Origin of the sequence: Hansschlegelia beijingensis (assembly GCF_014196425.1) — a bacterium.
Lineage (GTDB): Bacteria > Pseudomonadota > Alphaproteobacteria > Rhizobiales > Methylopilaceae > Methylopila > Methylopila beijingensis.
The window spans coordinates 1-12,398 of the sequence record NZ_JACIDR010000001.1 but is presented as its reverse complement, the minus strand read 5'-3'; the positions used below and the strand labels follow the sequence as shown (position 1 = coordinate 12,398).

Here is a 12,398-nt window from a genome sequence, read left to right as displayed (position 1 = left end):
TTTCAGCGCTCCAGCACATAGTCGCCGGGAGCGTCCGCCAGGATCGCATAGTTCCTGTCCGGCGCTCCCATGGCGGGAGGCGCCCTGCGGTCCGGCGTCGAGTGACCGTCGAGCCACTCCGCCCACTCGCTCCACCACGAGCCGTCCCTGACCGTCGCGGCGGCGGCCCATTCGTCGGCGCCGAGGCAGGGATCGGCGGCGGTCTTGCGCGCGACGCGGTATCGCCGTCCGGGATGCCCGGGCTCGCTCACGATGCCGGCGTTATGGCCGCCGCTTGTCAGCACGAAGGTGACGCCGGTGTCGGTGAGCTGGTGGATCTTGTAGACGGACCGCCACGGCGCGACGTGGTCGCGCTCCGTGCCGACGACAAACAGCGGGACGCGGATGTTCTGCAGCGCCACCGGGCGTCCGTCGACCATGAAGCGGCCTCCTGCGAGCTCGTTGTCGAGATAGAGCCGGCGCAGATACTCGGAGTGCATGCGATAGGGCATCCGGGTCGAGTCCGCGTTCCAGGCCATCAGATCGATCATCGGACGGCGCTCGCCCATCATGTAGTCCTGCACCAGCCGCGACCAGACGAGGTCGTTCGAGCGCAGCAGCTGGAAGGCGCCCGCCATCTGGTCGGCTGACAGATAGCCGCGGTTCCACATCATGCTGTCGAGGAAGCGGAGCTGGCTGTGGTCGACAAACAGCGCGAGCTCCCCGGGCTCGGTGAAGTCGGTCTGCGCCGCGAGCAGCGTCATCGTCGCGAGCCTGTCGTCTCCGGTCCGCGCCATGGCCGCGGCGGCGATCGCCAGCAGCGTGCCGCCGAGGCAATAGCCCGCCGCGTGAATCTTCGTGGCCGGCACGATCGCCCCCACCGCGTCGAGCGCCGCCATGACCCCGAGCCGGCGGTAGTCGTCGAAGGCGAGATCGCGATCCTCCGGCCCGGGGTTGCGCCAGGAGATGCAGAAGACGGTGCGCCCGGCCGCCACGAGATGCCGGACGAGCGAGTTCCGCGGAGACAGGTCCAGGATGTAGTACTTCATGATCCAGGCCGGCACGATGAGCACCGGCTCGGCCGCGACCGTCTCGGTCTGCGGCGCGTACTGGATCAGCTCGAAGAGATGGTTGCGGAAGACGACCTTTCCGGGCGTCACCGCGACGTCGCGGCCAACCTTGAAGTCCTCGGCTCCCACCGGAGGCCGGCCAGACGCCAGCCTGCTGGCGTCCTCCAGCCAGTTGCGGAAGCCCCTTGCGAAGTTCGCGCCTGCGCTCTCCGCCGTCTTCCTGACGATCGCAGGGTTCAGGAACGGACTGTTCGAGGGCGAGAACATGTCGAGCAGCTGGCGCGCCGCGAACGACACCACCTCCTCGTGGTGCTTGGCGACGCCCGGCACGTCATGCGTGACGTTGTGCCACCATTGCTGGTTCAGCAGGAACGACTGCGCAATCAGGCTGTAGGGCGGCGTGGTCCACCCCTCATCGGCGAAGCGACGGTCCCCGGGCAGCGGCTCGATGCACGGGGGGGCGTCCTTGTCTCCTGCGGCGACGGCCGCCGCGTAGACCCAGAAGCGGGCCGCCTTGCGCGCGGCCTTGTCGAGAAGCTCCGCGCGCTTGCCGGGCGCGCCGGCGAGATGGATCGACCAGTCGAACAGCGCCAGCGAGCACGCCATCGGCGACAGGCCGCCCGTCAGCCGTCCCCAGAGGGCTTCGGTCATCCGGTCGATCGCAGCGAAGGCTTCGTCGCCCAGCGGCTCCTCGCCCCGGGCCGATCGGTCCAAAGACCCTCCGCGCCCGGTTTCGCTCACCATACTCTAGCCTCGCTGCCGCCGGGCGCGTGACCCTGCACCCCGAACGGAGGGAGTCGGCGGCCGGACGAGCCGGCGGGACAAGTCATTCTCCCACACTACGTCCCGGGTCGGGCGAGAGGGATTGACGTGGATCAAGGTGGAGCCTCGACCCTGGAAACAGAGTGGGTTCGGGATCGCGGACGGTCGCCTCGAAGGGCGACCGGGGGGATTCCGGGAGGCGGATGACCGGTCCACAACTCGGAAGCGTTTCCTTCCGCTCGCCGTGCGCCACCTGTCCTGTGTGCGAGCAGCCCTGCGAGAACGCGGTTTTATTCTTGATAAAGACTAGGGCGCGCTCTCGAGAGTTGATGGGAGCCGCCTGATGTCCGTGTCGAGGCGCTGGCTTGTTGTTGCGCTCGTCGTGGCTGCCGCCGTCGGAGGCTATCTTTACTGGGCGCGGTTCGCGGGAAGCGGCCTGCCCCCCGGCATCGTCAAGGCCAATGGCCGCATCGAGGCGGTCGAGATCGACATCGCGACAAAGACCGCCGGACGCATCCACGAGATCCTGGTCGACGAAGGCGACTTCGTGACCGCCAACCAGCCGCTGGCGCGCATGGACACGCTGCAGCTCGAGGCGCAGCGTCGGCAGGCTGTGGCTCAGCTCCAGCGGGCAAAGATCGGCGTGGAGACCGCGAAAAGCGTGGTGAAGCAGCGTGAGGCGGAGCACACGGCGGCGCAGGCCGTCGTCGCGCAGCGCGAGGCGGAGCTCGACGCTGCGGTGAGCAAGCTGGCGCGCACCGAGCATCTCGTGAAGACTAACGCGGCCTCGTACCAGACGCTGGACGACGATCGGGCGGCCGAGAAGGGCGCGCGGGCGGGGGTCGGCGCCGCGAAGGCCCAGCTCGCCGCCACGGAGGCCGCCATCAGCGCGGCGCAGGCGCAGGTGATCGACGCCGGAGCGGGCGTGGACGCGACGCAGGCCGCGATCGAGAGCATCGACGCCGATCTCGTGGACACGGTCCTGATCTCCCCGCGTGACGGGCGGGTGCAGTACCGGGTCGCCCAGCCGGGCGAGGTGCTTTCGCCCGGCGGGCGGGTGCTGAACCTTGTGGACCTTAGCGACGTCTACATGACGTTCTTCCTGCCCACCGCTCAGGCGGGCCGCCTCGCGCTCGGCGCCGAGGTGCGCCTCGTGCTCGACGCCGTGCCTCAATACGTCATCCCGGCCACGGTGACCTATGTCGCCGACGTCGCCCAGTTCACGCCGAAGACCGTCGAGACCGAGGAGGAGCGCCTGAAGCTCATGTTCCGGGTGAAGGCGAGGATACCGCAGGCGCTCCTGGAGCAGCACATCAGGCAGGTGAAGACCGGGTTGCCCGGCGTCGCATACGTGAAGCTGGCGAGCGACGCCCAATGGCCTGACATGCTCAAGCGCAAGCCCGCCGAATGAACGCGGAGGCGCCTGTCGCGCGACTGCGCGACGTCACCCTCGTCTACGGGTCGCGGCGCGCGCTGGACGCTGTCTCGCTCGAGCTGCCGGTCGGCCGCATGGTCGGGCTGATCGGCCCGGACGGGGTCGGCAAGTCGAGCCTGCTATCCCTCGTCTCCGGCGCCCGCGTGGTGCAGACCGGCGTCGTGGAGGCGCTCGGCGGCGACATGTCGGACTCCGACCATCGCCAGCGGAGCTATCCGCGCATCGCCTACATGCCGCAGGGGCTTGGCAAGAACCTCTACCCGACGCTCTCGGTGTTCGAGAACGTCGACTTCTTCGGACGGCTGTTCGGCCACGACCGGCTCGAACGCGAGCGGCGCATCGGCGAGCTTCTCGAGAGCACCGGCCTCGCTCCGTTCTCGGGCCGCCCCGCCGCCAAGCTTTCCGGGGGAATGAAACAGAAGCTGGGTCTCTGCTGCGCGCTGATCCACGATCCCGACCTGCTCATCCTCGACGAGCCCACCACCGGCGTTGACCCGCTGTCGCGCCGCCAGTTCTGGGAGCTCATCGAGGGCATCCGTCGGGAGCGGCGGGGCATGAGCGTGATCGTCGCCACCGCCTACATGGAGGAGGCCGAGCGCTTCGATCACCTGATCGCGATGGACGCGGGCCAGGTGCTGGCGACCGGCTCTCCGGCGGAGCTCAAGGCCCGCGCCTCCGCGGCGACGCTGGACGCCGCCTTCATCGCCCTGCTGCCAGAGGCCAAGCGCCGCGGCCACGAGGCCGTCGTCATCCCTCCGCGAGCCGAAGGAGCAGACGAGGTCGTGGCCATCGAGGCTGAGGGCCTCACGATGCGCTTCGGCGACTTCACGGCTGTCGACCATGTCAGCTTCCGCATATTGCGCGGCGAGATCTTCGGCTTCCTCGGGTCCAACGGTTGCGGGAAGTCGACCACCATGAAGATGCTCACCGGCCTCCTGGCGGCGAGCGAAGGAACCGCGCGTCTGTTCGGCTCAGAGGTCGATCCGAGGGACATGGCCGTCCGGCGCCGCGTCGGCTACATGAGCCAGGCGTTCTCGCTCTACGGCGAACTGACGGTGCGGCAGAACCTCGATCTGCACGCCCGGCTGTTCAGCATGGACCCCGCCGCGATCCCGGCGCGCGTCGACGAGATGGCGAGCCGTTTCGGCCTGGTCGACGTCATGGACGCCTGGCCGGACGCCCTGCCCCTCGGCGTCCGGCAACGGCTGTCGCTCGCCGTCGCCATGATCCACGGCCCGGAAATCCTGATCCTGGATGAGCCGACCTCCGGCGTGGACCCGATCGCGCGCGACAATTTCTGGCGGATCCTCGCCGAGCTGTCGCGGAAGCACGGCGTGACGATCTTCGTCTCGACCCACTTCATGAACGAGGCGGAGCTCTGCGACCGCATCTCGCTGATGCATGCAGGCAAGGTGCTGATCAGCGACACGCCGGCCGAGATCACCCGAAGCCGCCATGCGGCCGACCTCGAAGAGGCCTTCGTCGCCTATCTGGAGGAGGCCGCCGGCGCGCCGCCGCCGCGAAGCGCGGAGGCCAGCTCGGCGCAAAGCGAAGCCGGGTCGCCGGCGCCCGCCCGCGCCGCGGCGACGGCGGCGCGCCGCTCGTTCGACCCGCGCCGGATGTTCGCCTACAGCCGAAGGGAGGCGCTCGAGCTCCGGCGCGATCCGATCCGGGCCGCGCTCGCGATCATCGGAAGCATGCTGCTGATGTTCGTGATCGGCTACGGCGTGAACATGGACGTCGAGAACCTCACCTTCGCGGTTCTTGACCGCGACGACACGGTGGCCAGCCGGAACTACGTCCAGCAGATATCCGGCTCGCGCTACTTCACCGAGCAGCAGCCGCTGGTGGACTACGAGGAACTCGATCGCCGCATGAAGGACGGCGGATTGAGCCTCGCCCTCGAGATCCCGCCCAACTTCGGCAAGAACCTCGATCGCGGCGTCCACGTGGAGATCGGCGCGTGGATGGATGGCGCGATGCCGTCGCGGGCGGAGACCGTGCGCGGCTATGTGCAGGGAATGCACGCGAGCTGGCTGGCGGAGAAGTCGCGGGAGGGGCAGGACCCGGGAGCGTCGTTCGGCGCGTTCCAGACCGCCTTGCGCTACCGCTACAATCCGGACGTCCGGTCCATCGTCGCGATGGCCCCCGCGGTCATTCCCATCCTGCTGCTGATGATCCCCGCGATGCTGACAGCGCTCAGCGTCGTCCGGGAGAAGGAGCTCGGCTCCATCATCAACTTCTACGTCACGCCCGTGACCCGGCTGGAGTTCCTGCTCGGCAAGCAGCTCCCCTACGTGGCCGTCGCGATGCTGAACTTCGCGCTGCTCACGGCTTTCGCCACCTTCGTGTTCCGGGTTCCGTTCACGGGCGGCCTGGCGTTCTACGCGGCCGCAGCCGTCCTCTACGCATGCGCCGCGACCGCCATGGGGCTGCTCATCTCGTCTTTCATGAACAGCCAGATCGCCGCGATCTTCGGAACCGCGCTTCTGACCATGATCCCCGCCTTGCAGTTCTCCGGGATCATCGAGCCCGTCTCCTCGCTCGAGGGGGCCGGCCGCTTCATCGGCGACGTCTTTCCCGCCACCCACTTCGTCACGATCTCCCGGGGCACGTTCTCGAAGGGCCTGGGCTTCGACGATCTCTGGCGCTCGCTTGTCCCGCTCGGGATCGCGGCGCCGGTCATGATCGGCCTCGCCTCCGCGCTGCTGCGCAAACAGGCGCGGTGACTCCGATGCGGCTCGCCAACGTCTTCAACCTCGGGATCAAGGAACTGCGGGGGCTCGCCCGCGACCCGATGCTGCTCCTCCTCGTGGTCTACTCCTTCTCGGCTTCGATCTACACGGCGTCCCGCGCGATGCCGGAGACGCTGAACAGGGCCGCGATCGCGATCGTCGACGAGGACCAGTCGCCTGTCTCCAACCGCATCGCCGGCGCGTTCTACCCGCCCCTGTTCGTGTTCCCGCAATTCATCTCCCAGCCGGAGATGGACGCGCGGATGGACGCCGGCCTCGACACTTTCGCGCTCGACATTCCGCCGAACTTCCAGCGCGACCTGCTGGCGGGCCGCGTTCCGACGATCCAGCTCAACGTCGACGCCACCCGCATGACGCAGGCCTTCAGCGGGGGCGGCTACATCCAGTCCATCGTCTCGGGAGAGGTTTCGGCCTTCGTCAACCGCTACCGGACCGCGACGACCGCGCCAGTCGAGCTGGTCTTGAGGGCGCGCTTCAACCCGGACCTCGACAAGCGGTGGTTCGGGGCGATCAGCAACCTCATCCAGTCGGTCACGATGCTGTCCATCATCCTGACGGGGGCCGCGCTGATCCGCGAGCGCGAACACGGCACCATCGAGCACCTGCTCGTGATGCCGGTCACCGCGGTCGAGATCATGCTGAGCAAGATCTGGTCTATGGGCCTCGTGGTGCTGCTGGCGTCCGCGGCCTCGCTCGTCTTCGTGGTGCAGGGACTTCTCGCGGTGCCGATCGGAGGGTCGGTCGCGCTCTTTGTGGCGGCGACCGCCCTGCATCTCTTCGCGACGACGTCGCTCGGCGTCTTCCTCGCGACGGTGGCGGGCTCGATGCCCCAGTTCGGGATGCTGCTCATCATGGTGATGCTTCCCCTGCAGCTCCTCTCCGGCGCGATGACGCCGCGCGAGAGCATGCCGGAGATCATCCAGATCATCATGTATCCGGCGCCGAACACGCACTTCGTCATGCTCGCGCAATCCATTCTGTTCCGTGGCGCGGACCTCGGCGTGGTGTGGCCGCAGTTCCTGGCGCTGTTCGCAATCGGGTCGATCCTGTTCGCGCTGTCGCTGCGGCGCTTCAGAGCCTTCCTCCGGTGACGCGGGACGGCGATCCGGCGGCCTCTGGATCGCACGGCATGGCGCGCGCTATGACGGGCTGCCCGCCCACGCGTCAGCATCATGGAAGTCCGGATGGCGAGGTCGCCCGCGAGCCCCATCACCTCCGCGGCCCGCTCGCGCGAGGCGCCTGATCCGCCGGCTCCGGCGAGCGGCGGCGCCGGACGCGACGGTCCGGACCCTCTCGCGCCGCTCGACCGCTCCGAGCTTCCGGTCGAGACCGCAGCCCTCGCCCGCTTCCTCATCGGCAAGGTCGTGGCGCGCGCGCTGCCCGAGGGCGTCGTCAGCGGCAGGATCGTGGAGACCGAGGCCTATGGCGTCGGCGACGCGGCGGGCCACGCCTTCAGCGGCCTGACCGAGCGCAACCGTTCTCTGTTTCTCGAACGCGGCCACGCCTATGTGTATTTCATCTACGGCCGCTCCTGGATGCTGAACGTCTCGGCCGAGACCCCCGGCATCGGCGCCGGCGTCCTGATCCGGGCGATCGAGCCGCGCGACGGGGTCTCCATCATGAGGCTCAACCGCGGGACCGGCCCGCTACGCGACCTGGCGCGCGGCCCCGGACGGCTGGCCGCCGCATTGCGGATCGACCGCTCGCTCGACGGACTGGATCTCTGCCGCCGGGGCCCGCTGTGGCTGGCGCGCGGCGACGCGGCCGCCCACGAGATCGGCGAAAGCGTCAGGATCGGGATCTCGCGCGAGGCGGACCGCCTGCTGCGTTTCTACGTTCGCGACAGCCCTTACGTGAGCGGGCCGCGGCGGCTCAACGCGTGAACCGCCGAAGCCGTGCGCGCCGGGCATCCCGGCGCCTCGGCGTCACGTCCTGGAGCGTCAGGCCCGCACCTGGCTGCCGCGGGGCTCCTGCGCCTGCGCGGAATCCGGCGAGGCCGCCGGCGCCGAGGCGTCCGGCGCGGGCGCTTCCGTGCGCACGCGGGTCTTTTGCGGGTCGTAGTGCGGGAAGGCCACGACGGTCGCGCCGATGCGCTTCTGCTGACCGTCGAGCTTGCCGATCTCGACCTGCGCGCCGAGCTCCGCATAGGTCACGTCGAGGCGGGCGAGCGCGATCGTCCTGCCGAGGATCGGCGACCTCGTCGCGCTCGTCACAACGCCGATCTGCGCGCGTCCGACATGGACGCAGTCGCCATGGCCGATCGCCTCGTTGCTGTCGATGTCGAGCCCGACCAGCTTTCTGGACGGCGTCTCGTGCCGCCGCTGAAGCGCCTGCGCGCCCACATAAGGGTCGGTCTTCTCCTTCGGCACCGCGAAGCCGATGCCGGCCTCGAACGGGTCGGTCTGGTCGCAGAACTCGTAGCCCGCGAAGGCGAGGCCCGCTTCGATGCGCAGCATGTCGAGCGCCTGGAGGCCAAGCGGCTTTATGCCGTGCGGCGCGCCCGCCTGCATGATGGCGTCCCAGACTTCCGGGGCGCGGGCGGGATGACAGAACACCTCATAGCCGAGCTCGCCCGTATAGCCGGTGCGCGACACCACGACCGGGACCCCGCTGAGCCGCCCGACGGTGAAGCGGAACCACTTCAGCTCGCTGACCGTGGGCTCCGCTGGGGGCGTCACCACGAGGCTCGCCAGCACATCCCGCGAGCGGGGGCCCTGGACGCCGACATTGTGGAGCTGGTCGGTCGCGGTCTTCACCCAGACCTTCAGCCCGTGCTTGCGGGCGAGTTCGCGCAGATGGACCCCGCAATAGTCCTCGCCGCAGATCCAGCGGAAGTTGTTCTGCCCGAGGCGGAACACGGTCCCGTCGTCGATCATGCCGCCATGCTCGTAGCACATGGCCGTATAGACCACCTGGTTGATGGCGAGCTTCTTGATGTTGCGCGTGACGGCGAGCTGCATCAGCGCCTCGGCGTCCGGGCCGATCACCTCAAACTTGCGCAGGGGCGACAGGTCCATGATCGCGACCCGCTCGCGGCAGGCCCAGTATTCGGCGATCGGGCCCTCGTCCGAGTAGCAGTCCGCGAGCCAGAACCCGCGATATTCGGAGAACTTGCGGGTGAGCGCGGCGGTGCGCGGGTGGAACCCGGTTTCGCGGGTCAGCCTGGGCTCGGCGTCGGGCGTCATGCGGTGCGCTATGCCTTTGGAGAAGTTTTCCGACTTGTCGTAGACGCGGACATGGATGTCCGTCGGCGACCAGCCATTGGCGGGATCGATGTCGTCGGTGCAGGACGACGAGGCGCAGACCAGGTCGGTCAGCGCCCTGAGCAGAACGTAGTCGCCGGGCCGCGACCAGGGCTCGTCCATGCCGATGGAGTCGTCGGCCCTGACGAAGGTGTTGTAGAAGAAGTTGATCGCCGGCCAACCGGCGCGCGGCGCGACCCCGTAGGGCTTCAGCGTGCGGTTGAAGTTCTCGGTGCAGTTGTCGTGCCCCGGATACCCCATGTCCTCGTAGTATTTCGGCGTGCAGGCGAGCAGGAAGGCGTCGTGCCGGCCGACCGTGTCGCGCACGATCTCCACCAGCGGCGTCATCCGTGCGTCGAAATATTTGGAGTGCAGCCCGGGGCCCGGATTGGCCGTGCCCATCAGGGTGCGGGTGACGGTCGGATCGAGGCCGAACTCCTCGCCGCGCTCGAGGGCGGCGGCGTCGAACGCCAGGAAGTCCGAGCACTGCCGTCCGTCGACGTCGATGATCTGGATGTAGTCGCCCGCCGCCACCCGGTAGGCGGAAGCGGTGGCCGCCCTGATCCGCAGGTCAAGCTTCGGCTCCGCCAGGGGCGCCGGCGCGACGCCCTGAGCAGGAGCGTGGCTTTCGATCTCGACCTTCAGGTCGGTCGGCGGGGTCTGCTGGTCCGGGTCCATCGGGCCGCCCGCGGGAACGATGGCGCAGAGCGCCTGCGCGGCCATCTCGAAGCCGCTCTCGGCGCCGGGCTCCGTGTCTGCGCCGAGGAGCCGGAAGCCCACGACGCGATCCGGATCGACGCCGCGGGCGGCGAGCGCGGCCCTGGCGGCGCGCCCCGCCTCGGCGTGCTCTCCGCCGATCGGCTCGAGAGCGGCGTTCCCCGAAAGCGCGTCGGAGCTCAGGAACAGCAGGCCGGGCTGGCCGCCCTCCGGATCGACGACGCGGCAGCGGTCTCCGGCCGCGAGGTCGAGCACCAGCGGCTCGCCGCCGCGGGCCACCAGGCTGGCGGCGCGCCACGTTTCACGATCGGACACAGCGTCCATGACCATTCTCCCTGAGCGGCGGCGGCTTTGGGGGCCGTCCCGTCTTGCGGCCGCGGGCCCCGGCCGCCCGCGCGAAAGCGCCGTCCTTGCGGCGCAGGCCAGCCTTCGAGGCGGCCGATCACTCGGCCGCTTGCTGGCTCGGCTGGTTGAGGAACGCCTCCAGCGAGTCGTCCATCGCCTTCATCCACACCGTGTGGTGGACCGGCGCCATGTTGCCCGTGATGGTCGAGGGATAGGAGCGGTCACGATAGGTCAGGATGCCCTCGACCTTGTGGTGCTCCCACTCCTTGAACAGCTCCGCGACGCGGTCGACGTCCAGACGCGGATAGTCGGTCGCGCTCAGCAGGTCGCGGACATAGTCGGTCTGGAAGTCGATCGCCTGGTACGGATCCTCGAGCGCCTCCTCGCGGCGCACCCAGGACTCGCTGTCCTCATGCATCGCGGCGCGGTCCGGCAGGGCGATGCGGCCGAGCACGACGTCGCGGGCGTACCACGCCTGCGCGTCGAACATGTTGAACGTGTAGTACTGATCCTGCGCGCCGATATACATCAGCTTCGGGTTCGGCTCCCAGAAGATCCCCTTGTAGAGGTTCGGCGGGAACAGCCGGTTGCGCGTCTCCAGACGGAGATCGTCGGGCAGGAAGGGGTAGTGATTGAGATAGCCCGTGCAGAAGATGATGGCGTCGACGTCGTCGACCGACGAGCCGTCCTTGAAGTGGCAGGTGCGGCCGACGACCTTGGTCAGCAGCGGCTTCTCCTCGAAGCCCTCAGGCCAGTCGAAGCCCATCGGCTTGGTGCGGTAGCTGAAGGTGATCTTCCGGGCGCCGTATTTGTGGCACTGGGTGCCGATGTCCTCGGCCGAATAGCTCGAGCCGATCATCAGCACGTGTTTGCCGGCGAACTCGTCAGCGCAGCGGAAGTCGTGCGCGTGCAGCACCCGTCCGAGGAACTTTTCGACGCCCTCGAAATACGGCACGTTTGGCGTCGAGAAGTGGCCGTTCGCGACGATGACGTAATCGAACTCTTCCGAAAAGCGCTTCTTGGCGACCAGATCCTTCACCGTCACCGTGAACTTGCCGGTCGCGTCGTCATACTCCACGTCGCGGACGGCGTGGTTGAACTTGCAGTATTTGCGCACGTCCGATTTCTCGACGCGGCCGGCGATATAGTCGTGCAGCACGGCGCGCGGCGGGTAGGATGGGATCGGCCGACCGAAATGCTCCTCGAAGGAGTAGTCCGCGAACTCTAGGCACTCCTTCGGGCCGTTCGACCAGAGATAGCGGTACATCGAGCCGTGCACCGGCTCGCCGAACTCGTCGAGGCCGGTCCGCCATGTGTAGTTCCAGAGCCCGCCCCAGTTCGACTGCTTCTCGTAGCAGACGATCTCCGGGACCTCCGCGCCCTTCCGGCGGGCGGACTCGAAGGCCCGAAGAGCGGCCAGACCGCTCGGGCCGGCGCCGATGACTGCGATGCGTGAGGCCATCTTGGTTCTCCTCGGCGTCCGTGACGCCCGTGATCGATCCTGATTGTCTGTCGTCTGCAGTTCGGAGCGAGGCCCCTCGGAGCTGTTCTTCAGGCGCGTTCTTCGAGGGGGTGTGTTCTGATGCGGTGGGGGTCGTAGAACGGGGTCCGGACGACATAGGCCGGGAAGGTTCCGCGTTCGGAGACGATCTCGAGCGGGGTTCCCCAGGCTTTCAGCTCGGGCTTCACATGGCCGAGAGCGATCGATTTCATCAGGTGGCGGCTGTAGGCGGTGGAGTTGACGGTTCCGACCTGCTCGCCGTCCTTCATGATCCGGGCGCCCGGCTCGATCGCCTCATGGGCGTCGATCTCGAGCCCCACATTGGCGACGCGGATCTCGTTCCTGCGCCGCTCGAGCGCCGCCTTGCCGTGGAAGTCGGGCTTCGACAGGTCGACCGTCCACTCCGCGCCGACCTCCCAGGGCGTCTCGTCGCCCTTCGGCATGTCGAACGGGAAGAACAGCAGGCCGCCCTCCACCCGGATGATGTCGAGGCAGCCCCAGGACGCCGCGCACGCCCCGTAGGGTTTTCCGGCCTCCATGATGCTGTCCCACAGGAAGGGCGCGTCAGCGGCCGAGCAGAACACCTCATAG

7 protein-coding genes and 1 pseudogene are annotated in these 12,398 nt (G+C 68.4%); 4 read left to right on the top strand and 4 right to left on the bottom strand.

Going from position 1 to position 12,398, the window contains the following annotated elements; all coding sequences use genetic code 11:
• Positions 1–2: 2 nt before the first annotated feature.
• The gene (locus tag GGR24_RS00040) at positions 3–1,793 is read right to left on the bottom strand and encodes a PHA/PHB synthase family protein (protein ID WP_183393264.1); all 1,791 of its coding nucleotides are present in this window, start codon (positions 1,791–1,793) and stop codon (positions 3–5) included.
• A 361-nt stretch (positions 1,794–2,154) separates the two neighbouring features.
• On the opposite strand from GGR24_RS00040, the gene GGR24_RS00035 reads away from it, so the two are divergent.
• From GGR24_RS00035 to GGR24_RS00020, 4 genes are all read left to right on the top strand, one after another.
• Entirely contained in the window at positions 2,155–3,222 is a 1,068-nt protein-coding gene (locus GGR24_RS00035; RefSeq protein WP_183393263.1) for an HlyD family secretion protein, read from the top strand.
• On the top strand, positions 3,219–5,975 hold the full coding sequence (gene rbbA / locus GGR24_RS00030) for a ribosome-associated ATPase/putative transporter RbbA (RefSeq protein WP_183393262.1): 2,757 nt from the start codon (positions 3,219–3,221) through the stop codon (positions 5,973–5,975). Before GGR24_RS00035 ends, rbbA begins: the two co-directional genes overlap by 4 nt.
• A 5-nt stretch (positions 5,976–5,980) precedes the next feature.
• A complete protein-coding gene (locus GGR24_RS00025) occupies positions 5,981–7,093 on the top strand; it encodes an ABC transporter permease (protein WP_183393261.1) in 1,113 nt (370 codons plus the stop codon).
• Positions 7,094–7,186: 93 nt separating this feature from the next.
• Positions 7,187–7,885, top strand: coding sequence for a DNA-3-methyladenine glycosylase (locus GGR24_RS00020; protein ID WP_183393260.1), 699 nt, complete (start codon positions 7,187–7,189; stop codon positions 7,883–7,885).
• Positions 7,886–8,032: 147 nt separating this feature from the next.
• On the opposite strand, the pseudogene GGR24_RS00015 reads toward GGR24_RS00020, so the two are convergent.
• The 3 genes and pseudogenes from GGR24_RS00015 to GGR24_RS00005 all read right to left on the bottom strand — a co-directional run.
• Positions 8,033–10,285 (bottom strand): annotated as a pseudogene (locus tag GGR24_RS00015) (trimethylamine N-oxide demethylase); the annotation flags it as partial.
• Between the two features lie 118 nt (positions 10,286–10,403).
• Entirely contained in the window at positions 10,404–11,768 is a 1,365-nt protein-coding gene (locus tag GGR24_RS00010; RefSeq protein WP_183393258.1) for an NAD(P)-binding domain-containing protein, read from the bottom strand.
• 89 nt (positions 11,769–11,857) lie between these two features.
• Positions 11,858–12,398 (bottom strand): aminomethyl transferase family protein (locus GGR24_RS00005; protein WP_183393257.1); only part of this gene is annotated, 541 nt, incomplete at its 5' end.

What these genes read in the sequence shown, in the direction of transcription:
- GGR24_RS00010 (WP_183393258.1), bottom strand. Translation starts at nt 11,768, where the DNA reads ATGGCCTCACGCATCGCAGTCATCGGCGCCGGCCCGAGCGGTCTGGCC.
- GGR24_RS00020 (WP_183393260.1), top strand. Translation starts at nt 7,187, where the DNA reads ATGGCGAGGTCGCCCGCGAGCCCCATCACCTCCGCGGCCCGCTCGCGC.
- rbbA (WP_183393262.1), top strand. Translation starts at nt 3,219, where the DNA reads ATGAACGCGGAGGCGCCTGTCGCGCGACTGCGCGACGTCACCCTCGTC.
- GGR24_RS00035 (WP_183393263.1), top strand. Translation starts at nt 2,155, where the DNA reads ATGTCCGTGTCGAGGCGCTGGCTTGTTGTTGCGCTCGTCGTGGCTGCC.
- GGR24_RS00040 (WP_183393264.1), bottom strand. Translation starts at nt 1,793, where the DNA reads ATGGTGAGCGAAACCGGGCGCGGAGGGTCTTTGGACCGATCGGCCCGG.
- GGR24_RS00025 (WP_183393261.1), top strand. Translation starts at nt 5,981, where the DNA reads ATGCGGCTCGCCAACGTCTTCAACCTCGGGATCAAGGAACTGCGGGGG.